At 45.0% G+C, this 21,652-nt stretch carries 20 protein-coding genes; 14 read left to right on the top strand and 6 right to left on the bottom strand.

Annotated elements, in window-relative coordinates; all coding sequences use genetic code 11:
- Window positions 1–7: 7 nt before the first annotated feature.
- Window positions 8–1,345 (bottom strand): hypothetical protein, encoded by a 1,338-nt coding sequence (locus IY568_RS08450; protein WP_194867300.1) that lies wholly within the window; start codon window positions 1,343–1,345, stop codon window positions 8–10.
- Window positions 1,346–1,660: 315 nt separating this feature from the next.
- Between IY568_RS08450 and IY568_RS08445 the strand changes: the two genes are divergently transcribed.
- The 12 genes from IY568_RS08445 (at window position 1,661) to IY568_RS08390 (ending at window position 16,664) form a co-directional block, all read left to right on the top strand.
- The gene (locus IY568_RS08445; protein ID WP_194867299.1) at window positions 1,661–2,548 is read left to right on the top strand and encodes an ABC transporter six-transmembrane domain-containing protein; all 888 of its coding nucleotides are present in this window, start codon (window positions 1,661–1,663) and stop codon (window positions 2,546–2,548) included.
- Window positions 2,538–3,680, top strand: coding sequence for an efflux RND transporter periplasmic adaptor subunit (locus IY568_RS08440; RefSeq protein WP_194867298.1), 1,143 nt, complete (start codon window positions 2,538–2,540; stop codon window positions 3,678–3,680). The genes IY568_RS08445 and IY568_RS08440 overlap by 11 nt, the downstream gene beginning before the upstream one ends.
- A complete protein-coding gene (locus IY568_RS08435) occupies window positions 3,677–6,769 on the top strand; it encodes an efflux RND transporter permease subunit (protein ID WP_194867297.1) in 3,093 nt (1,030 codons plus the stop codon). The genes IY568_RS08440 and IY568_RS08435 overlap by 4 nt, the downstream gene beginning before the upstream one ends.
- Before the next feature lie 54 nt (window positions 6,770–6,823).
- Window positions 6,824–7,723, top strand: coding sequence for an AraC family transcriptional regulator (locus tag IY568_RS08430; protein WP_194867296.1), 900 nt, complete (start codon window positions 6,824–6,826; stop codon window positions 7,721–7,723).
- A 22-nt stretch (window positions 7,724–7,745) separates the two neighbouring features.
- Complete coding sequence (locus tag IY568_RS08425) at window positions 7,746–8,069, top strand: gamma-glutamylcyclotransferase family protein (RefSeq protein WP_194867295.1); 324 nt, start codon at window positions 7,746–7,748, stop codon at window positions 8,067–8,069.
- Between the two features lie 161 nt (window positions 8,070–8,230).
- Window positions 8,231–9,976, top strand: coding sequence for a PAS domain S-box protein (locus IY568_RS25105; protein WP_125559462.1), 1,746 nt, complete (start codon window positions 8,231–8,233; stop codon window positions 9,974–9,976).
- A gap of 250 nt (window positions 9,977–10,226) precedes the next feature.
- Complete coding sequence (locus tag IY568_RS08415; RefSeq protein WP_164517508.1) at window positions 10,227–10,901, top strand: substrate-binding periplasmic protein; 675 nt, start codon at window positions 10,227–10,229, stop codon at window positions 10,899–10,901.
- 439 nt (window positions 10,902–11,340) lie between these two features.
- The gene (locus tag IY568_RS08410; protein ID WP_194867294.1) at window positions 11,341–11,508 is read left to right on the top strand and encodes a hypothetical protein; all 168 of its coding nucleotides are present in this window, start codon (window positions 11,341–11,343) and stop codon (window positions 11,506–11,508) included.
- A gap of 377 nt (window positions 11,509–11,885) precedes the next feature.
- The gene (locus IY568_RS08405; RefSeq protein WP_194867293.1) at window positions 11,886–12,530 is read left to right on the top strand and encodes an alkylmercury lyase family protein; all 645 of its coding nucleotides are present in this window, start codon (window positions 11,886–11,888) and stop codon (window positions 12,528–12,530) included.
- Window positions 12,531–12,968: 438 nt separating this feature from the next.
- The gene (locus IY568_RS08400) at window positions 12,969–13,832 is read left to right on the top strand and encodes a hypothetical protein (protein WP_194867292.1); all 864 of its coding nucleotides are present in this window, start codon (window positions 12,969–12,971) and stop codon (window positions 13,830–13,832) included.
- Between the two features lie 675 nt (window positions 13,833–14,507).
- Window positions 14,508–15,959, top strand: coding sequence for an alkaline phosphatase (locus IY568_RS08395; RefSeq protein WP_194867291.1), 1,452 nt, complete (start codon window positions 14,508–14,510; stop codon window positions 15,957–15,959).
- Between the two features lie 207 nt (window positions 15,960–16,166).
- A complete protein-coding gene (locus IY568_RS08390) occupies window positions 16,167–16,664 on the top strand; it encodes a hypothetical protein (RefSeq protein WP_194867290.1) in 498 nt (165 codons plus the stop codon).
- A gap of 175 nt (window positions 16,665–16,839) precedes the next feature.
- Here IY568_RS08390 and fur read toward each other — a convergent pair whose 3' ends face one another.
- The 5 genes from fur to IY568_RS08365 all read right to left on the bottom strand — a co-directional run bounded on the left by fur (window position 16,840) and on the right by IY568_RS08365 (window position 19,290).
- The gene (gene fur, locus IY568_RS08385; RefSeq protein WP_049866190.1) at window positions 16,840–17,286 is read right to left on the bottom strand and encodes a ferric iron uptake transcriptional regulator; all 447 of its coding nucleotides are present in this window, start codon (window positions 17,284–17,286) and stop codon (window positions 16,840–16,842) included.
- A 102-nt stretch (window positions 17,287–17,388) separates the two neighbouring features.
- Window positions 17,389–17,916: a flavodoxin FldA gene (gene fldA / locus IY568_RS08380; protein WP_125559473.1), complete on the bottom strand. Its 528-nt coding sequence runs from the start codon at window positions 17,914–17,916 to the stop codon at window positions 17,389–17,391.
- Window positions 17,917–17,930: 14 nt separating this feature from the next.
- The gene (gene ybfE, locus IY568_RS08375) at window positions 17,931–18,209 is read right to left on the bottom strand and encodes a LexA regulated protein (protein ID WP_010384731.1); all 279 of its coding nucleotides are present in this window, start codon (window positions 18,207–18,209) and stop codon (window positions 17,931–17,933) included.
- Complete coding sequence (locus IY568_RS08370) at window positions 18,209–18,430, bottom strand: DUF2788 domain-containing protein (RefSeq protein ID WP_125559476.1); 222 nt, start codon at window positions 18,428–18,430, stop codon at window positions 18,209–18,211. Before IY568_RS08370 ends, ybfE begins: the two co-directional genes overlap by 1 nt.
- 86 nt (window positions 18,431–18,516) lie before the next feature.
- Window positions 18,517–19,290, bottom strand: a complete 774-nt coding sequence (locus tag IY568_RS08365; RefSeq protein WP_125559477.1) for an alpha/beta fold hydrolase — start codon at window positions 19,288–19,290, stop codon at window positions 18,517–18,519.
- A 125-nt stretch (window positions 19,291–19,415) separates the two neighbouring features.
- Between IY568_RS08365 and seqA the strand changes: the two genes are divergently transcribed.
- Complete coding sequence (gene seqA, locus IY568_RS08360; RefSeq protein WP_194867289.1) at window positions 19,416–19,958, top strand: replication initiation negative regulator SeqA; 543 nt, start codon at window positions 19,416–19,418, stop codon at window positions 19,956–19,958.
- Between the two features lie 9 nt (window positions 19,959–19,967).
- Window positions 19,968–21,605, top strand: a complete 1,638-nt coding sequence (pgm, locus tag IY568_RS08355) for a phosphoglucomutase (alpha-D-glucose-1,6-bisphosphate-dependent) (protein WP_194867288.1) — start codon at window positions 19,968–19,970, stop codon at window positions 21,603–21,605.
- The last annotated feature ends 47 nt before the right edge of the window (window positions 21,606–21,652 follow it).

The raw sequence follows: 21,652 nt of genomic DNA, 5'->3' as shown, positions 1-21,652 counted from the left end.
TCATTCCTTATAGCGTTATGTTTCCGGTAACATTTGAACCTGCATAGTTAAGCGACGTCTGATAAAGCTCATTGTCTTTGACAACAATATTAGCTGCTTGTGAGGTGTCTACCTCTAATACCGTATTTGCTTTAATAAACTGGTTGTCTTTAATAACAATAATGTTGTGTGGTGAGCTGTTCTCACCACTGATAAAAATATGTCTGGGCGAAGATGAACTGGCATCAAAGACATTACCAGATAGCAGGTTGTAACGATAACCGCTTATATCGAGATTAAAATGAATGTACTCGTTTTTCCCATTTTGCATATCATCGAAAATGTTATTAGCAATGATATTTCGTCGATTGCCAACCTCAATCCAGGAATCGTCGAGGACATTGTTGAGTAGTCTACCACTTAGGTATATATCAGAGTCGTCGATTCTGCTTGACAATACAGCTTGAATTAAATGTTCTGTTGAGCCGATAACCGAGTCTTTGATGTCACTTGACTCGATGTTCTCTACGCGTGTTAACTGTGAGTTTCTTATATCGGAGTTAGTGATGTGCTCAATTGATGTCACTGTGTTTTGGGCTACGTCCTCTAATAACGAATGATCTAACTTAATGCCACTGGAGAATGTAATATCACCACGGAAGGTACATCTTATACAGGTTATATTTGAGCCCTCCAGCTTGAGATTAGAAAAAGACGCACCAATAATGACGCTGTCAGTGCCTATTTCCAACGTCGGTAACTGAGATTCAGTTTCACTCACCGGACTTCCCGTAAAGCTGCCCCCCAAAAATATGCCGTTATCAACTTTGAGCGTTTTATCGTAAGTCGCTTCAATGGTTAGATTACCTTCAATGATTGCAAAGCGTTCATCTATTGACTGGCTTTGATACATTGCATGGTTATCTGAGGTGACAATGAGTGGCGTGCTCGCGCTTTCTAAAGTAGACAGTCTCTGCGTTAAGTCGGCGAAGTCTTCATTACCCGGTCCATTGGCTACGACAGCTTTCAATGCTTCAAGTTGCTCACTGAACGAGGACTGAGTATTGGCCAATTCATTTACACTACCGGCAGTGGAGTCAATGCGCGCTTTCACTTCTACCGTTTCGCTCTCTACAGCAATTAATTTGTTGTGGGTTGTTAATTGCGTAGCTGATAGCTCGTTCACATTACCCATATTGATATTTAGTTGGTTTGCTATTTCTTCGAAGTTCTCGTTAACTTCTGATGCGAGCGCAGGCGTGTTAGCCTCAAATCTATGTGTAACTTCAAATTCAGGTGTTTCAGACGCACCAGCAGTATATATAGCGCTAGTGATCGCCATAACTAATAGCTTCATTTTTTTCATATGTATTCCTTGCTAACTAACAATATCAGAATTGAACGACTGAACAGCTTACTCAAAGCGAATTCTCATTGAAAACTGTACCCATATGTGTATTTTATGTCAATTTAAAGTTGCTGTGTTGTTTTTGTCTTATCCTGTCCGTTGCGGTTGAATCGTCAATCTGCGTAGGAATATATGTTCATTTTGTTCGCAATTTACTTAAGTAGTGACTTGGTATGTTTGGCCCGCATGGAGAAAAGCGCAATCTGGGACACTTTTTTTCCGCCCTGATTTGTCACACTGACTGTCAGTTTTGTAGTACTTGCGGAGCCCTTTGTGAAACTCCTGAATAAAATTTCTTTTGCTGCGATTATTCGCACCAACCCAGTTAAGATCCTTGTTACCTGGACTATAGTGATCTTAGAAAACATTCTTTTGATCTTACTTCCTTTGTTTATTGGCTATGCCATCGATGGAGTGCTTGACCAGTCACTGGCTCCATTGTTCTGGTTTGCTTTAGTGCTGGTGGCATTGGTAGTAATTAGCGTGATCCGCCGCTTCTATGATACCCGTGTATTTGGCGATATTCGGGTCAAACTGGCCGAAATGTTGGCGTTTAAATTTCGTGCTGCGCCGGTATCGGTCAAAGACGCCAGGTTAACCATGTCACGTGAATTAGTTGATTTTCTGGAAAACGATTTACCAGGTGTTTTCACGGCGGTGATACAGCTTATCGCCACTGTGGTTATTCTGGTTTCTTTTCATCTTTATTTAGCGTACAGCGTGATACTTGCCGCAGGGTTAATGTGTCTCATCTACGCTATGTTTCATGATCGCTTTAGCGTTTTGAATAGCAAGCTCAACGATCAGCTTGAACAGCAAGTCTGGGTATTGAGTCACCGACCGCTTGGTGCGATCAGTGCGCATTTTGAGCGACTTAAACGATGTGAAATCCGTCTGTCAGACACTGAAGCCTGGGTTTATGGCTTGATTTTTTTAGTGTTGTTTGCGGCTGTACTGAGTAATTTATGGATGGTGCAACTGCTCCCCGATATCAGTGTTGGCCAGGTATTTTCTATTGTGACTTATTCTCTTGAATTCGTAGATACAGCAATCATGCTGCCTGTCACACTGCAAACCCTATCAAGGCTGAGCGAGATCAGCCAACGCCTTAATCAGCCAGTTGGCTCAATAACCCATACGGAGGTGACCCATGACGCTTAAAGAGCGTTTCCCGGCAATTGCGGCTGCGAGTACACTAACGCTGACCTTGCTAGCCGTTGTATTCATGACATCAGAAGAACCCAATTCACACAACCAGAAAGTACACTTGCCCGCCGTATCTGTACTTGAAATAGAGCGCTCTGCAGAAACTCCCAGTTTAACAGTGCAGGCAAGTTCTCAGGCGCGCTGGCCACTGCAACTAAGAGCAACGAGCCGTGCTCGTGTGGATTATCTGTATCTTGAAATCGAACCCGGTCAGCTAGTGCAAAAGGGCGAGGTACTGGCACGGCTGGACACCCATTTACTTGAGTCGCAATTATATGATGCGCAGAGCACACTGAAACAGGCAGAGCTTAATTTACAGCGACACTTACATGAACAGTCGGTTGCTAAGACGATGCGAACTGCTGCAAGCAGCAGCGCATTTGCCACAATGGAACCCCACATTGCCGCAGCCAGAGCTGAGCTAAAACGAGCGCAACACAGCGTGCACAGCGCGCAGCGACTGCTCGACGATGCTGTTATTGTGGCGCCGTATGATGGGTTGATTACGCAGCGCCTGGTTAGTCCGGGAGAGTGGGTCGAAGCAGGACAGGGTTTGTTTGAACTGGTGGCCAGTGATAGCCTGGATGTTCACGTGCCTTTGTCGCAGCGAGACTGGATCAGGGTCATGGACAACCTCGAAGATGGTCGTATAACCGTGCGTGGCTATACCGGGGATACGTGGCCGGCATCTGTTCGTTATCTGTCTCCGCTTATCAATGAAACAACGCGTCAGCGCACACTGGTGCTGTCTATATCGAATCCTTACCTACAAATGATTCAGCTAAGGCCTAATCAACAGGTGACCGTGCGTTTTGAGCTAAAAGCTCAAGACGGTTTATATGAATTGCCACTGAGTGCAGTCGATCCCGATGGCGCAATTTGGGTTGTGACAGAGCAGCAAACGTTACGACGAGTAACGGTGACAACTTTGGAAGTCAGAGCAGACACTATGATTGTATCGCTTAACGAAGAGCTGCCAGATGCCTTTCAGTTGGTTCGCTATACATTGCCCTCCATGGTGGCAGGTAAACGTGTTGAGCCATATAGCGAGACGGTTCGGATAGCTGACAAACTGGAGGCGCTATGAGCTGGCTAAGTAAGTGGTTTATTAATAACCCGGTGGCGGCCAATTTGCTAATGGCAATGGTGATCGCGGGCGGCCTGCTGGCATTTGGTCAGCTCAGGGTGGAGTCATTTCCACAGATTGCGCCGTCCAGTATTAGTATTCAGGTCGTTTATCCGGGTGGTACTGCCAGGCAAATTGATGAGAGTATTACACAGCGTGTTGAAGAGTCAGTCAGTGCTATTGCAGGCATCAAACAAATTACCAGTCAGTCACAGGCAGGGTTATCAACTGTGACGATACGTAAGAAGCCTGATGCAGATTATGACAAGTTGCTGGAAGACATACGTAATCAGGTGAATACCATTAGCCATTTTCCTGTTCAGGCAGAAAAACCCATAGTAACACGCGATGAATTTACCAATCTTGCTGCGTTTTTCATTGTCTCTGCCCCACGTAGTGACGATGCATTGCAGCTGGTAGCAAGGCAAGTAGAGCTGGCACTAAAAAAGCATCCGGATATTTCCAGCGTCAGCAATTGGGGCGCTCGTGAGCCCAGATTATTTATCGAGCCTGAACCTGATACCCTGTTACGGTATGGCATGACGATAGAACAGCTTGCCAGTACGATAACACAGACGTCACTTGAAACACGTAGTGGACAACTTAAGCATGAAGGAAACCGTATTACCCTGCGTGGTGATGGCTATATCAGTGCGCTGAGCGAATTGAGAAAGTTGCCAGTGATCTACGGCCCTTCTGGTGAGGTTACCCTGGGTGAAATTGCCACTGTGCGCCGTGGCTATGAGCAAAGCGATGCTATCGTGCGTAACAATGGTATGCCAGGTATCGCGTTGATGGTCAGCACCAGTCAGAGCGACAACTTACTGGATGTGAGCGAGGCCATAAGTGACATCCTTGTTGAAATTAAACCTCTGCTTGCAGAAGACATCATCATCACGACCATGGCTGATATGGCACCCTACATAGAAGAGCAGTTACAACGCCTTGGCAACAGTGCCTGGCAGGGACTGTTAATCGTCATCCTGTTGCTGGGCATATTTTTAAATCTGAGGCTGGCTTTCTGGGTCGCGGCCGGTATACCGGTCGCTATTTGTGGCACCTTATATGGCATGCAGCTGCTTGACTACAGCCTGAATGATATTACTTTGTTTGGATTCATTCTCGTATTGGGTATTTTGGTAGACGATGCAGTTGTTGTAGGTGAAGCGATTGATGAACACCAAAATCGCAATTCGAATTACAAGCAAGCGGCATACACAGGTGTTGAATCTGTCACAGTGGCAACCGTATTTGGTGTGCTTACAAGTATTGCGGCATTTTCACCTATGCTTTGGATCAACAATGATCTGGCAAAGCTGTTTGCCGGCTTTTCAGCGGTTGTGATTCTGGCACTGTGTTTTTCATTGGTTGAAAGTAAATTTATTCTGCCATCTCACCTGGCCGCAATGTCTCGTCAGGGAACCCGCAGTGGACTCATAGCAAGCTTTCAAAACAAGGCGCGCGCGGCACTGAGTCACTTCATACATTATATCTATAAACCCGCATTGCGCCTCAGCCTGAAACACAAAAGGTCAACCCTGGTGGTTTTTCTGTCCGCTTTTATATTGGCTTATGGTTTATGGCTTGGTGGTGCAATACGCAGTACATTATTTCCGGAAATTCCGGGTCGTTATGTGACCGCCAAAGTAACACTGGAAGAGGGGGCGCCTCTGGGTTTACAGGTCCGGGCGCTAAGTCAGCTTGAACTGAGCGCACAGGCAGCAAGTCAGGCACTACAAGCCGAGTATGGCATGAGCACTAGCCCGATGAAGAATATCCTAGCCTGGTCCAACGGTTATGGTGACCTTGAGGTCACTGCTGAGCTGTCATCGGAAGCGTTAAATGCGCTACCAGCAAACACATTAAGTAGTACCTGGCGCAAGCAAGCCGGCATAATAGAGGGCAGTTATGCGCAGCATTTCAGTGCTGCTGAGCCACCAGCGGGCGGGACTTTTTTGGCTATTTCATCGCCTGATGGACGTTTAGCTAAGCAGATCAGTGATCAACTCCAGGAGACCTTAACCACATTGCCTGGCGTAAAAGACACCCGGGATGATTATCAGGCTGCACAACGGCAAATTCGGGTCAGGCTGAATGCGTTTGGTCGTCAGCTGGGATTGACGCAAGCACAGATAGCTGAACTGGTAGCTAATGCCTTGGGAGAGCGCGAAGTACATCGGTTACTTTATCAGTCACAGGAGTTAAAAGTTGTACTGCGTTTCCCACAGCATGCAGTGCGAACTGAACATGAGCTACTGGATATGCACGTAATGCTTGATGATGGTCAGAGTGTTGCACTAGGAGATGTTGCTGAACTGAATTATCAGCATGAGCCTCAGATGTTGCAGCGTCGTGATCGTGAGCGGGTGATCAATCTATACTGGTCTCAGGATCGAGGTGTGGGATCGCCGGAGCAAACGCTGGATCTGTTGCAAAGTGACATTGATAAACTTGCCAGCCAGTTTCCACAAGTGACCATTAAGCCAGCGGGCGAATATGAAGAAATAGAAGAGGTCAATAAAGGGTTTAAGGCTGCCCTTATACTGACTTTACTACTCATTTACGTGTTGCTGGCGATCCCGCTGAAGTCCTATTGGCAACCCTTAATTATTATGGCTGTGATTCCGTTCGGGTTTGCCGGTGCTATTTTTGGCCACGCTATCATGGAACTGCCGGTCAGCTTACTGTCTATGTTTGGTATGATGGCTATGACAGGTATTGTGGTGAATGATGCTTTGGTACTGATAACGCGTTTTAACACTGAATACCGTCAAGGTATTGCGCCAACCCAGGCATTGCTCAACGCTGGCACCGGTCGTTTTCGGGCGATTTTTCTGACCACGATAACTACCGTGTGTGGCTTGTTACCTTTGTTATTTGGCACGTCTGAGCAGGTACAGTACTTAAAACCTGCTGCGGTATCTTTGGTGTTCGGAGAACTATTTGCCACTTTGATCACCTTATTTTTAATCCCTGTGTTGTTAGGCATGTTTCATCGCAAGCTTTCGCCTGCAGTGCAATCTGCACAGGAGGCGCACACGCTAAGTTGACTTGGGGCACGGCCTGGGCGATAGTGATCGCCCCGGAAAAACCTGTGAGCCTGTATGTCAGCAGACAAAGATCCCGCGTTTAATCTGGTGCCAGAAATTGCTTTGCTGGCGCCGCTACCTGAGCATATGCGAAAACGATTTGAGCAGGCATTATTGTTGATGCATGAGAAGTTAGAAGAGGGCTTGAGCTGGCAGAAAATAGCCCAAAAGAGTGCCATTTCATCTTTTCATTTTCATCGCCAGTTTAGCAAACTATTCAACGAAACACCTGGCCGATACCTGAGTCGGATCCGGCTGCAATATGCGGTTTACTATTTGCTCTATCACGAAACGCTGTCTATTACTGACATTGCGCAGCTGTGTGGGTTTGCTTCGTCGCAGGCATTGGCTAAAGCGCTTAAGCGCGAGCTGGGGACTACAGCAAAAGCAATCCGCCTGATGGCACAGCAGGCAACGCCCCAACAAACTAAGGTTTTGATGGATAAACTGGCACATCCGGGAGATTCAGAGTCGCTGGAAAAGCAGTTGGCAGAAGCGCTGCCATGTACGCTCGAGTACTTTGAAACGCGTTACGTCAAAGCTGTTCCCAGTGATACCTCCGACTGGGATCAGATCCTGGATCATTATGGGGAGCAGTCAGTCGGCTTGCTGGGTATTACAAAGACGACCGAGCTGGAGAAAAGCTGGTCGGCCATAGAGACTCAGATTGCAAAATCAGTCGGTCCAAATGAACCCCATGGTGCGTCGATTAAAAGCGGCCACTATTTTTGTTGCCGGGCTTATCTCTTGTCGGATGTAGCCTATAGTCAGGTACTTCATACTTTGTTTGAAAAAGCAGAGCAGGCAGGATATAAGATTGATCCCGAGGGGCATTTTGTCGAGTGGATCGAGGGGGTGGATCTGGAGCAATATGGTGGGATCACGATGCAGTTTCAGATCCCCGTTATCACTTAGTCAGATAGTGCAGGAGCAGAAAATGGCGCGTTTATTTGTCTATGGAACGTTAGCACCCGGCCGTCCAAACGAACACATTCTCGCTGAGCTTAACGGCCAGTGGCAACCTGGCTTTGTCAACGGCCATTTGCAAAATCAGGGCTGGGGAGCTGAGTTAGGTTATCCGGGCCTGACTTTAGACACGAGCGCTGAAGAAGTATCAGGTTTGGTGTTTAGCTCACCTGAGCTTGATAGTCACTGGCAGAGGCTCGATGAGTTTGAAGGCGAGCACTATAAACGCGTAATAGCGCAAGTGCGGCTAGACGATGGTGAAACAATACCCGCTTATGTTTATACCTTAGCTTAATGAGCAGGTAGCTAAATCTGATCAGACAAACGTGTCAATAATTGACACTTTTCGAAAATTCAGTCTACGTTTAATTAACCGCAGTTTAATGCCTGTGTGATTGAGACACAGAACATTATGCTTGCGAGCGCGTGCTTTCACCTTTGCTCAGAGGTTAATTGATGATCCAGTCACTCTTCTCTAATAAGTCGGATAACACTCAGGCTATCCTAGATCAGGCTATTGACGCCGTGATCAGTATCAACACCAAAAATAATGTTACGTACATGAACGAAGCCGCAGAAAAGCTGTTTGGCTATAGTAAAACGGAGGTGATTGGGAAAAACGTGAAAATGCTTGTCCCGCGCGAATTTTCGACCAATCACGATCAGTACGTCAATGCCAATCGCAATGGCGGCCCGGACAAAATTGTTGGCACGGCTCGTGACATTCAAATAGAAACTCGCAGTGGTGACAAGAAGTGGTGTAGCCTGTCTTTATCTAAAGTACGTCAGTCTGACGGTATTCATTACACTGCCTTTATTAAAGACATTACGGTGCAAAAAGAGGCTCAGGAGCGCATTGATCAGACGCTGGAGCAGTGTATTGATGCCGTTGTGTCGATTGACCACAACAATATAGTGACTTTTTTTAACCCGGCAGCGGAGCGCTTGTGGGGTTATCAGCGTGACGAAGTCATCGGCCACAATGTGAAAATGTTGGTGCCCAGAGCGATACAGGGAAACCACGACGAAATGGTTAATCGCAATCGCCGCACCGGTGAAGACAAAATCGTCGGCACTTCCAGAGATGTTGAGATTGAGCGTAGCGATGGTCAGGTGCTTTGGGCTAATTTATCGTTGTCCAAAGTCAACGTGGCCGGCAAAATTGCCTACACTGCTTTTGTTAAAGACATCACCGAAGAAAAAGCGCAGCGTGATCAGATAGCATTACTTTCTTTGGTTGCTAATGAAACCGATAACTCTGTGATCATTACCGATTCAAACGGGTTGATTGAATATGTGAACCCCGGCTTTACTAAGCTGTCTGGTTACGACCAACACGAAGTTCTGGGTAAAAAACCTGGCCATGTTTTACAAGGCAAACATACCTCACCCGATACCAAGAAGCGCATCAAAAAGAACCTGGAACAACGCACCCCGTTTTATGAAGAAATCCTGAATTACACCAAAGAGGGTGAACCTTATTGGATCAGCCTGGCCATTAACCCGGTCTTTGATGAACAGGGCAGTTTGATACGCTTTGTCTCAATTCAGGCGAATGTTGACAGCACTAAACGCGTCGCATTAGAAAATGATGTGCGCCTGAAAGCAATTGGTGAGGCAAATATTGTGCTGGAATTTGATCCACAGGGAGAGCTGACGTTGATTAATCCTATGGGACTCAGCGCATTGGGTGCCACGGATCAGCGAGCAGTACAACAACTGCTTAAAACGCTGTCAAGCTACCTCAGTGATGAACAATGGCAGTCGATACGCACAGGCCAGTTTGTGAAAACACAACTTGCTTTGCCTACCGGCCTGAGCGAAGTACAAATAGACGCTGCTATTTCCCCGGTGTTAGATGAAGATGGCAAGCTTAATAAAATTCTGCTCTATGGTACCGATGTTTCAGAGCGCAACGCGGTCCTGACAGAAACCCACCATGCGATGGCACAGGTGTTGTCTAAGATCAGTACCATCATTAATACCATCAACAGCATCTCAGATCAGACTAACTTACTGGCACTGAATGCAGCGATTGAATCAGCCCGGGCCGGTGATGCAGGCAGAGGCTTTGCCGTGGTTGCTGATGAAGTAAGAAGTCTTGCCATGCGAACCACAGAGTCAGCGGGAGAGATTGGTGGCCTGATTGACGAAACACGTCAGCATGTTGATCAACTGAGTAGTTATATCCAGGCCAAGTGAGCCAGGTGATTTAGGTTATTGTGAGCCAATAACGGGCTGAAAAGGTATTTTTAGTCAGAGGTAAGTAGCATACCTGCATCGATGTACGCATCGCTTTCTCGATGCGTCGAGAACTTTCTTTACTGGGAGATTCATCCTAAAGATTTTATTTGTCGTATAAATGCTTATACAGCCGGGTCACTTTTTACAGAGTTGGATAAACATGCAGGCTCTTTACTCCTTTACTTTGGTTTTATTCTTGTTGTTCCCTATGAAGATAGCGAGTCAGGGGGCATCATCTTTTCAATTGGGAAATCTCAGGGTCGTGACTGAAGATCTGCCGCCCTACCAGATGTCCGGTAAAAATGGTCAAATTGAGGGAGTTGCAGCTGAAAAAGTAAATAGAGTATTGGCTGCCTTAGAGATCACATCGAACATTGAAGTAATGCCCTGGGCCAGGGCTTATAAAACTGCGCTCAATGAGCCTGGCACGCTCATTTTCTCGATCGTACGTACGCCAGCCAGAGAGCATCTCTTTCACTGGCTGGGTGTGCTGATGAGCACTAAAACTTATCTTATTTCATTACGAGAGCGAACTGATATTCAAGTTGAGACGTTGTCAGATCTGCTTGACTACAAAGTAGGCGTAAAGCGTGACGATGTTGTTTATCAGTTTCTGTCTGGTAAGAATATGTTAGACACTATCGTTGTGTTGCCCGAGACCTTTGTGACCGTGAAAATGTTGCTGCGGGGCAGGGCCGACATAATTGCGGCGTCACCGATACACCTTGACTACATGTGTGAGCAAATTGGATGTAAACGAGATGATTTTAATTTTTTGTTCGAACTCGATGAACTTAGTAATGACTTTTATCTTGCTGCTAATAAGTTAACTCCCCCAGATACTATTCTCTTGTTAAAGCAAAAGCTCGCAGAATTAGAGTGAGCAATTGGGTCAGCACGACAAATAAAAATTACTTTACGCTTCTCCTCGACATGTGAATACACGGTATTTGATTTGCCCGCTATTCATACACAGCATTTGGACAGATTATGGTTGATGTGTTTTTCAGAAAAGGGCCTGCGGTATAGCGAGCTCTGAACAAATTGGGTGATCAATCTGCCGCTTTCTTTGAGACAACCTCTTGCAGACAATCACAGGTGCGTAACAGTTCACTCAGTCAGGTTATAAGTTAAGGGCCAGGTTGCAGCAATGGTACACTGTAACGAGTAAACATGACGTATTGATATCAATGAATTCAGGTCTTAAATATGACGCTTCTATTAAATATTTTTAGATTTGATTTTTGTGATTGCTTTTTGAGCAAAATGGCAACACACTGGTTGTTACCAATATTGGTGCAATCATGTAAAGGAAAATAACAATGACATTGGTACTCAACAAGAAGAAGATAAAAAACCTGTCTGAGCAGGCGGTTCTGGCAAATGGCAAAACTCGTCAGGTTGGCGGCGGTATGTCTGCAACAGGATGTGGTCCTATCTCAGACCCAAACTACTCTTGCCCGGTTTCTATTAATGGCTATTCTTGCTAGGCAAGGGTAATACTAAGGGTTAGGTCTGCGTTATGATCTGGCCCTTTACTGATCACTCTTCCGCTTTCTGTGGGTCAGTTAACTAAAATCGCATCAATAATAACCAGTCAAGTGTTATACATTCCATTACCTCTGCCAATTGTGTTTTAGATGATTACCTCACTATCTTAAAGTTGACAATGAGGTGCGTGTCATCGACGAAATGAACATTGCTTTTGTACTACGTCATGGTTTCTGAACCGCCTTATTTCTACGCATATCATTTTGGGGCGAGTTTGCTTTTCTGCAGAACGCGTCTCATTGTTAATTGTAAATGGATCCCTTTAAGCTGCGTTGAGAACCCGTCGCTTGTCATAACATAAATTGAAGAGGTTTAAATGAGAATAAATAATGCCAGCCTTCACCATTACATAATAGACAAGGGAAACGCGCCTAATGTTGCTTCAGATGAGATGATCACTGCGCTAAAAGCACTTCAGGATTATCATGGGGTTGTGTTACATCCCATATCTTCAGAAGTATGGGTAATGCATCCGTTCTCTTGCGCACCAACAAACTTCTGGATTGAGTCTGATAGTGGCTGCTGGTGGGGAAATTGTGCCTGGTGTGCATTAGGTGCTGCCGCTTTACTTGAGCGGGATTTGACGATCACAACTAATTTAGGTGCAGAATCCAGGCAGGTCACGATTGAAATCAGGGCAGGTAAGGTGATTAATGAGAATTTATTCATTCATTTTCCTATTCCTATGGTTAATGCCTGGGACAATGTTATTTATACATGCAGTACCATGCTTATGTTTGAGTCTGAGTCCGACATTGAGAGCTGGTGCGCACGTCACAGCATGGGAAAGGGTGATGTGCAACCTATCAATAAGGTGTGGGAATTTTCGAAAGTTTGGTATGGAAACCATTTAAGTCCCAACTGGGTAAAGTGGTCTGTCGATGAGGCAAAAGAGATCTTTGCGCGGTTCAACCTGGTTAATCCGGTTTGGGATATGCCTTCAAGCAATAGCCGGTTCTGAGGAGCGCAGGGTTGTGGCGGGGGATGCACTCACAGGGTTTACAAATCTATGAGAAACTAGACATGTAAACGTGACAACAGTTTTGAATATTAGAAGTGTACAGAGTAAATGTTTAGTTCCTCTTCATTGATGATGGCGCATTAACTCTAATATTCGAAGGTCTCTCTGGCCAAAGTTCGATAAGGCTTTCAGAAAAAATACAATAACTCTGTCGATCTGCTTAGCTTTAATCTGGTAACAGCATTAATGAACATGTACTAGGCATGAATAAATGTCGGGGAAGTACACCAATTTTGTAGTGAGAACCATGTATTTGTGGTGTCGGGTAATTGATTGTAAGTAACTGTAACTTATTCTTTTTTAATTCGTTATAAGTGCTAATATTCGCTTGCTTTCGGTTGGCAACTCAACAATTAAATACTAGAAAGGAAAATCAGTATGAAAAACAAACTAAAACAATTAATAAAGTTAACATCACTTATTGCATGCAGCTCTGCAGCCACGGTCTATGCACAGGACAGCACACCTATGTCTTGCTATTGGCAAGTAGATAAACAAAACGAGGTCGGTACTTGGGAAAACCAGGTATGTGCAAACCCAGTAGATGCAAATTTACCGGATGTATTAGTCGCTAACAGAGTAAATATTCCTAGCTACGGCATTTGCAGCATAAATTGGCTAGATGGGTATCGGACTGAGCTTAAAGGCACAGTGAAAGTTGAAGGAAATAGGGCCAATTGTGGAGGACACGCAGTGTCTTTTGAGCCGGCGCCCGATACACGTATTGTTGATGAGCTGGAGGAAAAGCGCCTGGATTGTCGTTGGAATAATGCGGGAAATAGTGCTCATAAACTAATGTGTGATGACATTGAAGGGCGTACATTAACTATGCCCATTGCGACTAAAAACCAAGCTGCCGGATCTTCAGCGTGTATAATGGGCTTTAACGACTTTACACTCAACTATTTCGCTGGTGGAGTTGCTGTTGTCGATGATAAGCCCACTCAGAACGCCTGTGACGTTGGTCCTGTTTATTTTAGAGCTTACCCCGCTAAGCGTATGGTAGACGGATTTGAAGAAACCTTATTGCAATGCGCGTGGCGAGATGCAGATGCCGGTGCTCGCACTAAGTCTTGCTCTAATGTGGGTGCACCAAATAAAGAAGTGACTGTTGCGATTGAAATAAACGGCAAACAGCATTCTTTAATTGATGCGGTAAATAATCAATTATCAGATGGGGAAATCGTCGAAGACAACACCCTTAACCCGATTTATCCGGCACTTTACTTTAGAAAATATTAAAGCGAAATGAATAATGTGACTCGAATAGCCAAAGATAACGTTCTGGAGATTGAAATCGGGTTGTTTAAGTCACTCGACAATACGCTTACTTAAGAGCCCGGAGCTTTATCTGGGCTCTATATCCATATAACAACTCCGAACACGCGTTCTGACATGCCACTTTCAACATACTTTATATCAGCTGGATGTATTGCTCTGCAGATTACATTTTCTTTAAATGATAATGTACTGCGTTTCTACCTTTGCTTTGGTTTAATTTTCCCAGCTCGTCCGGCTAATGGCGATGAAAGTTACATTAGCCAGATTGCATAAAAATCGTGCTTCTCTATAGTGGTTCGCTTCTATGCATTTGGTTTTTCTTGCGTTGGTTTTCTGAAAACTTCCTTTAAACACAATAGGGTAGAAGCCGTGATAAAAATAGAATGATTTAAACATGCAATGTTATATAATAACATTGCATGTTGTGTGTTAGATGTTCGAAATATAATTATATGACAGTGGTAAGGCAGTTATGTGACTGCTGAGAACGATTTAAAAAACGAGTGCCTGATGATGATGCATACTCTCTTGAGAACAACCCTTGTTACATCTGTAATATTTGCGACTTCTTGTGCTAATCACACCGAGTCTGATCCTAAAACGACAAAAACCGCAACACCCAAAAATATCATTTTAATGATATCTGATGGTAACGGATTCAATGGCTGGTTGGCCGCTGACTATTATCAGGGTCTGGCTGGTAAGCAAACTTATCAGGTGACGCGCCCGGATGGCACTGCACCATTGGTCTTCGGGCTTGCTCACAATGCGCTAAACCTAATTGATGCGCAGGGATTGCCACTGCCAAAAGGGACAGACGTTGCTAAGGCCGCAGGGGCTGTTGCGCAGGGGTATGACCCGACAACTCGCTGGACGCGTTTTGAAAATGCGATGATCAATGATTATACCGCTTCCGGTAGCTATACCTCCTATACTGATAGTGCTGCCGCTGGTACAGCCCTGATGAGTGGCCGAAAAACTTCGGTTGGCCGCATCAATATGGACTGGAGCAACAGCGAGCGATTCGAAACCATAGCTCAACTCGCCATGAAAGAGGGCCTGTCCGCGGGGACGGTAACCTCCGTAATGATATCTCATGCGACACCCGCAGCGGCGATAGCGCACAACAGCTCTCGCAATAACTACGCAGATATCTTTAATGAAATGCTTGCATCAGATCTGTCTGTTATTATGGGCGCTGGCCATCCGTTGTATGGTGCGAGTGGGGAAATCAAAGTACTTGCAGATGATAACGATTATAAATATGTCGGTGGGGAGCAAACATATACGTCATTTACTAATCAAAATGGTCGCGAGGGTACGTCTTATATCGATTCGCTCGCCGATTTTAAAGCGCTTGCTCAGGGTAAAAATGTCCCTCAACGCGTGATTGGTATTGCTCAGTCGGGCTCTACATTGCAGGCTGGAAGAGAAGCGTTACCTGGCGACGACACGCCCTCGGGTATGGCATTCAATACCAATGTGCCAGATCTGGCGACTATGAGTTTGGGGGCGTTGAATGTACTCGATCAGGACCCGGATGGCTTCTTCGTTATGATTGAAGGCGGTGCAGTAGACTGGATGGGCCACGCCAACAATATGCCGAGGTTTATAGAAGAGCAGATTGACTTCAATAAGGCGGTCGATGCCGTTATTAGCTGGGTAGAAACAAACTCAAGCTGGGATGAAACACTGCTGATTATCACTTCAGATCATGAGTGCGGCGGGATCTGGGGAGAAGGGACCTGGACAAATAGTGCGGGTGGCTATGTGGCACAAGACAGAAGTAAAGCATCACTGGAAACCGCACGTTTTCACCCTGAAGAAGATACGTTTAATGCGTTTCTCGCTGTTCAGAATCGCGGAAAAGGCAATATTCCTGGATATCAGTGGGCTTCACGTAATCACACCAATGAATTGGTACCTTTATGGGCGATAGGCGCTGGCAGTCAGCGTTTTAATGAGTTTACTCGCACAGATTTAAAAGCAGCGGAACTGTGGGGTGAGCACTATAAGTGGGACGGTAACTACGTTGATAACACAGTTGTGTTTGAAGTGATGGAAGCTGCGCTACTACGCAAGCCATAATTTATATTAGAGTTTCAAAGAAAAAGCCGACACCAGTCGGCCTCTTATTTGAAACAACGACTCAATTAGGTGTCACTATTAATGTATCAATCAAAGAGTGACACACATTATAAAATGACGTACGGTTGTTTTGATTAAGGCTCATAGAGTAATTCAAGTCTTGTTATTGGCCTTTCTGTTTAATAGATATGAATTTCAACAATCATTATGACAAGAATAATTTTATCTTCTTTTTTACTATTGCCTTTACTTTCTTATTCAAAAGACGGAGTCGTGGATTATTTAGAAGGCCACTGGGAGTGTGTTACCAAGACTGAAATCGGTGAGGGCTCGATTATGGAGTACCGAACAAATGATCATTACTCAGTAGAACAATCAACTGCCAAGTCCAAGGTTACTTATAAAATATATGATAAATCACAACCGAATGTGGCGTCTGTTATTTATATCGAAACTTCAGCCCGCTTTGAGATAAATGGAGATGTTGTGAAGAGTTTTGCCTACAAAAAGCACTTGTCGAGACTGGAAAAAGATGAGTTGGGCATATTTACACTACAATCAGTGGCGTCTTTCGTAAACCACAGCCCAAATAGTGTTTATTATGGAAAGATCATAAAAATTGACGAGAACCAATTCAAAATCTTCGACCTGTCTAATGAAGCGCTCGTGGTTCCATGCACTCGTGTTATTCCACACCAGCAATAGCGCATGCGCAAAGCCGGTTTTTGCATTGTAGAAGTAGCAACTGAATACAAATTGTCCTGTTTGAGTTATTACTAGGGTACTTCAAGTTATACAATGAAAGGCCAATTTAAGTAATGACTCATCAGGCACAAAAAAGGCCGACAATAGTCGGCCTTTTTTTTAAAACAGCAATTTATTAGTTACCGTTTTCATCCGCGTAGTTTTTACACGCTTCTTCATCGTTACACTCGCCGTACAAATACAGTGAGTGGTTGGTCAGTTTAATGCCGTTTTCTTTAGCAATTTCTTCCTGACGTCGTTCGATTAGTTCGTCTTCAAACTCGATTACCTTACCACACTTGAGGCAAACCAGGTGGTCATGGTGTGTACTGCCTGACAATTCAAATACAGACTTACCACCTTCAAAGTGGTGACGGGTCACAATGCCAGCGTCATCAAACTGGTTTAACACTCGGTAAACGGTGGCCAGGCCAATTTCTTCGCCTTTGTCCAGTAGGATTTTGTATACGTCTTCGGCACTGATATGCTGGTTATCAGGACACTGCAAGATCTCTAAGATCTTAATGCGTGGCAGGGTAACCTTTAAACCCGCTTTTTTTAGCTCTAAGTTGTGATCAGTCATTAATCTGTCTCAATTTGTCTAATTTCAGTTACTACATAAGTCTAGCACGACACAGACTTAAAAATAGTGCGCTTGGGATACTTACCCCGGGTTAACGTGGAATTAGTCTTCCAGCTCGCTTAGGCACATTTCTTCATATACCTGAGCAGACCACTTCTTAACGCGCTCTTCAGTCAACTCTGGCTGACGGTCTTCATCAATGCCCAGGCCAACAAAGTGGCTATCGTCTACAAGACCTTTTGATGCTTCAAAGTCGTAGCCCTCAGTAGACCAGTTACCAATAACGATTGCACCGCGCTCAGTCACAATGTCGTTTACCATACCCATTGCATCTAAGAAGTACTCGGCATAGTCTTCCTGGTCACCACAGCCAAAGATAGCTACTAGCTTACCTTCAAAGTTTATCTCTTCCAGCTCAGGGAAAAAATCATCCCAGTCACACTGAGCTTCACCGTAGTACCAAGTAGGGATACCAAAAAGAAGTAAATCGAATTCTTCGATATCTGCTTTGCTACTCTTGGCAATGTCTTTCACATCGACTAATTTTTTGCCCAATTCTTTTTGGATCATTTTTGCAACGTGTTCGGTGTTACCCGTGTCACTGCCGAAAAAAATACCTACGCTTGCCATTAACTACTTACCTTTTATCTATTAATCGCTAATTTTTCTTGCAAAATGGTTTCTATCAGCGCGCTACGACTGATGTTTTGCTCTTCCGCCATATCGCTTAACGCCTGATATAACTCAGAGGAAATCTTAAACTCAACGCGCTTTAACCCTCTTGCCCTGTCTCTTTTAATCTGATTGCGCTTGTTGATCTTTAGCTGCATCTCTCTGGGGAGAGGATTTGTCTTAGGCCGACCAGGGCGCTTTTCATTTTCAAACAAGTCGATAGTGGTTCTATCTAATTCAGACTTGGCCATTAACCAACACCCGCACCTTGCCAAAATACCTGTATCAGGCCCTTGGCGATAAAGCCTGAGCACCCTAAAAATAGCACTAACCAGACTATGTATCGACCAAACTTGGGCACGTCCCCTTTCTTTAGGACGTCCTGAATGGCCATACCTATAAAAAAGAATATCCCGGCGAGAGCAAAGTAAAGACCAAGGGTTTCAAACTCATTTATAAATTCGTTGATCATCTTTGCACTACTCAAAATATAAACGGCGGCTACTATACCATACCTATAACCGATAAATTAAGTTTGCAGCGAAAAAACTGCGGTAATTATTGAATAAAATCAATAATTGAACGATTGACGGCCTGCGGTTTTTCTGCGTGCAGCCAATGCCCGGCACCTTGGATGATTTTTGCTCTGGCGTTGCTAAAAGACTGCATAATGGCGTCTCTGTGCTGGGCCTCAATATAATCTGAGTTGTTTCCTTTCAGGAACAGCGTATCACACAAACAAGAATGAGTTGCATTAATATTTGAAATGATCTTAGTGTAATTAGCTTCTATGACGCTGAGGTTAAAACGCCACTCAAGTTGATCTTGATCGTTTTTAGCCAGGCTCTTAAGCAGAAATCCACGTACACCTTGCTCTTCTATGTAGTTTTGCATAATCGTATCGGCTTCACTGCGACTCGTAACGTCAGCCGATGCAACTGCATTTAAGGCACGAATAATGGTGTCATGGCGAGGGTGGTAATCCACCGGGGCGATGTCAAGGACAACCAATTTTTTGATTTTACTTTCGTCAAGCATGGCAACTTGCATTGCTACTTTGCCACCCATGGAATGACCGACCAGATGTGCTTGATTAATTTTCAGGTGTTCAAGCAAGGCAATGACGTCTTGAGCCATACTGGTGTAATCCATCACGTCGCTCTTAAACGACTGGCCATGATTGCGCAAGTCCAGGTTAATTACAGTAAATGATTCACTTAGTGCGCGGGCTATAATATTTAGGTTCTCCAGCGAGCCAAACAGGCCGTGAAGTAACACAACAGGCTCGGCACTGCCTAGTGGCTGTCCCGATAATTTGTAGTTAAGCAACATAATACCTCCGGATACGGCGCATAGTTTGCCAGTGTTGAAAGCAAAATCATAGCCGTAGAGGAATAAGTTAAATTTAGATATAATCCCGTGGAGATGCAGTAGATGTATAAAATGACAGGACAAGCATGAAAAAAATAGAAATAGATGACGAGCTATATCAGTACATTGCCAGTAACACGCAAAGTATTGGTGAAAGCGCTTCCCAGATCCTGCGTCGTTTATTAAACCTGAACTCAGTAGCACAGCCGGCTGAGGAGCCCGTACAAGCAGCAGAGCCCGCTGCGGAACCAGAAGTTGAGCCGCAGCAAACCGTGGTTTCAAATGAAACTTCAGGTAACGTATTTGATATTCTCAATAAAGAAGAGCTGGCTATGCAAAAAGGCGTAGTAGGGCGCTTCTTGTTTATTCTGGCGGCGTTTCATCGTAGCCACAAAGCAGATTTCCACAAAGTGTTGGAGATCAAAGGGCGAGATCGCATTTATTTTTCGACCAGCAAAGCTGCGCTGCTCGAAAGCGGTAGTAGTACAAACCCGAAAAACATCGCGGACAGTCAGTATTGGGTCATGACAAACTCAAACACGACACGCAAGAAAATGATGTTGCATGAAGTTGCGCTCATACTTGGTTATTCGGCGCAACATGCAGAAACTATCCGAGACTACCTATAAGGAAATGTGATGGCAAATCACCCCAATGCAGGCAAACCAGCACCATTAAGTCAGCTGGCGAATATTCCCAAACTGGTATCGGCTTACTATTTGAATGAGCCTGATCTTGAGCAAAATCCGGAGCAGTGCGTTGCTTTTGGTACGTCAGGTCACAGAGGCTGTTCGTACAATGTGAAATTCAATGAATCTCACATTCTGGCCATTACCCAGGCTATCTGTGATTACAGAAAAGCGAACAACATTTTTGGTCCGTTATTTTTGGGCAAAGATACCCATGCTTTATCGGAAGCAGCGTTTAACTCTGCCATTGAAGTGCTGGTTGCCAATGAAGTCCACGTAGTGACACAGGAAAACGACGATTTCACGCCAACCCCTGTGATCAGTCATGCCATTGTATGCCATAACCAGACGCATCCGCATGAACTAGCCGATGGCATTGTCGTGACACCATCACATAATCCACCTGAAGATGGTGGCTTTAAGTATAATCCACCTAATGGTGGTCCAGCCGACACAGATGTAACTAAGTGGATAGAAGATCGTGCCAACCAGTTACTGACTGAAGATTTAGTTGAAGTGGAACTGTTTCCGTTTGCTAAAGCAAGCCGGTCAGGTTTTGTAAAATACGTCGATTTGATCACACCTTATGTTGAAGACCTGGCAAATATTGTTGATTTGGATGCTATCGCCAAAGCGGGTGTGCGCATTGGTGTTGATCCTTTAGGCGGTTCTGGCATTAATTTCTGGCCGGTCATTGCCGAACAATATGGACTGGACCTAACCGTTGTCAATGAGCAGGTTGACCCGCGTTTTGCTTTTATGCCGTTGGACAAAGATGGAAAAATCCGTATGGATTGCTCCTCGCCATTTGCAATGGCTAACTTGGTAGACATCAAAGACGACTATGACATTGGCATTGGTAATGATCCGGATTATGACCGCCATGGCATCGTCACGAAAGACGGGTTGATGAACCCAAATCATTTCCTGGCGGTATCTATTGATTACTTACTTAAGCACCGAGGCTGGCGTAGTGATATCAAAATCGGTAAGACGTTGGTATCTAGCGCAATGATCGACAAAGTGGTCAAAGGCAACCAGCGTGAAGTATACGAGGTGCCGGTTGGCTTTAAGTGGTTTGTCGAAGGCCTGAGTGAGCAGTGGTTGGCATTTGGTGGTGAAGAAAGTGCTGGTGCCTCTTTCTTGCGGTTGAATGGTGAAGTCTGGAACACGGATAAAGACGGTTTTATTCTTGGCTTGTTGGCTGCGGAAATCCTGGCTGTTACAGGTAAAACGCCGTCTCAATATTATCGTGAACTTGAAGCGCAGTACGGCGCACCGGTTTATAAACGCATTGATGCACCAGCCACGCCTGAGCAAAAAGCCAGATTGAAAGCACTTAGCCCGCAAGACGTTACGGCAAGCACGCTCGCAGGTGATGCGATTACAGATATTTTAACTGACGCGCCGGGCAACGGCGCGGCCATTGGCGGGTTGAAAGTTGTCACTGAATCGGGTTGGTTCGCTGCACGCCCTTCAGGAACAGAAGACATTTATAAAATCTACCTTGAGTCGTTTAAAGGCGAAGCGCACCTCGCAGAGCTGGAACAGGCGGCCAAGGCATTGGTGGATGGCGTGATCTGCTAATTAAAATTATAGACAAGGCCATACATAAGTGATGGCCTTTTTTATAC

It is taken from the genome of Pseudoalteromonas sp. PPB1, assembly GCF_015356275.1.
Lineage (GTDB): Bacteria > Pseudomonadota > Gammaproteobacteria > Enterobacterales > Alteromonadaceae > Pseudoalteromonas > Pseudoalteromonas rubra_D.
The sequence above is the reverse complement of the archived record's forward strand: the minus strand, read 5'-3'. Positions and strand labels throughout refer to the sequence as shown.

Bases quoted from the DNA above. Each gene is read 5' to 3' on its own strand.
- IY568_RS08450 (WP_194867300.1), bottom strand. From the start codon at position 1,345: ATGAAAAAAATGAAGCTATTAGTTATGGCGATCACTAGCGCTATATAT.
- IY568_RS08440 (WP_194867298.1), top strand. From the start codon at position 2,538: ATGACGCTTAAAGAGCGTTTCCCGGCAATTGCGGCTGCGAGTACACTA.
- IY568_RS08435 (WP_194867297.1), top strand. From the start codon at position 3,677: ATGAGCTGGCTAAGTAAGTGGTTTATTAATAACCCGGTGGCGGCCAAT.
- IY568_RS08430 (WP_194867296.1), top strand. From the start codon at position 6,824: ATGTCAGCAGACAAAGATCCCGCGTTTAATCTGGTGCCAGAAATTGCT.
- IY568_RS08425 (WP_194867295.1), top strand. From the start codon at position 7,746: ATGGCGCGTTTATTTGTCTATGGAACGTTAGCACCCGGCCGTCCAAAC.
- IY568_RS25105 (WP_125559462.1), top strand. From the start codon at position 8,231: ATGATCCAGTCACTCTTCTCTAATAAGTCGGATAACACTCAGGCTATC.
- IY568_RS08415 (WP_164517508.1), top strand. From the start codon at position 10,227: ATGAAGATAGCGAGTCAGGGGGCATCATCTTTTCAATTGGGAAATCTC.
- IY568_RS08410 (WP_194867294.1), top strand. From the start codon at position 11,341: ATGACATTGGTACTCAACAAGAAGAAGATAAAAAACCTGTCTGAGCAG.
- IY568_RS08405 (WP_194867293.1), top strand. From the start codon at position 11,886: ATGAGAATAAATAATGCCAGCCTTCACCATTACATAATAGACAAGGGA.
- IY568_RS08400 (WP_194867292.1), top strand. From the start codon at position 12,969: ATGAAAAACAAACTAAAACAATTAATAAAGTTAACATCACTTATTGCA.
- IY568_RS08395 (WP_194867291.1), top strand. From the start codon at position 14,508: ATGATATCTGATGGTAACGGATTCAATGGCTGGTTGGCCGCTGACTAT.
- IY568_RS08390 (WP_194867290.1), top strand. From the start codon at position 16,167: ATGACAAGAATAATTTTATCTTCTTTTTTACTATTGCCTTTACTTTCT.
- fur (WP_049866190.1), bottom strand. From the start codon at position 17,286: ATGACTGATCACAACTTAGAGCTAAAAAAAGCGGGTTTAAAGGTTACC.
- fldA (WP_125559473.1), bottom strand. From the start codon at position 17,916: ATGGCAAGCGTAGGTATTTTTTTCGGCAGTGACACGGGTAACACCGAA.
- ybfE (WP_010384731.1), bottom strand. From the start codon at position 18,209: ATGGCCAAGTCTGAATTAGATAGAACCACTATCGACTTGTTTGAAAAT.
- IY568_RS08370 (WP_125559476.1), bottom strand. From the start codon at position 18,430: ATGATCAACGAATTTATAAATGAGTTTGAAACCCTTGGTCTTTACTTT.
- IY568_RS08365 (WP_125559477.1), bottom strand. From the start codon at position 19,290: ATGTTGCTTAACTACAAATTATCGGGACAGCCACTAGGCAGTGCCGAG.
- seqA (WP_194867289.1), top strand. From the start codon at position 19,416: ATGAAAAAAATAGAAATAGATGACGAGCTATATCAGTACATTGCCAGT.
- pgm (WP_194867288.1), top strand. From the start codon at position 19,968: ATGGCAAATCACCCCAATGCAGGCAAACCAGCACCATTAAGTCAGCTG.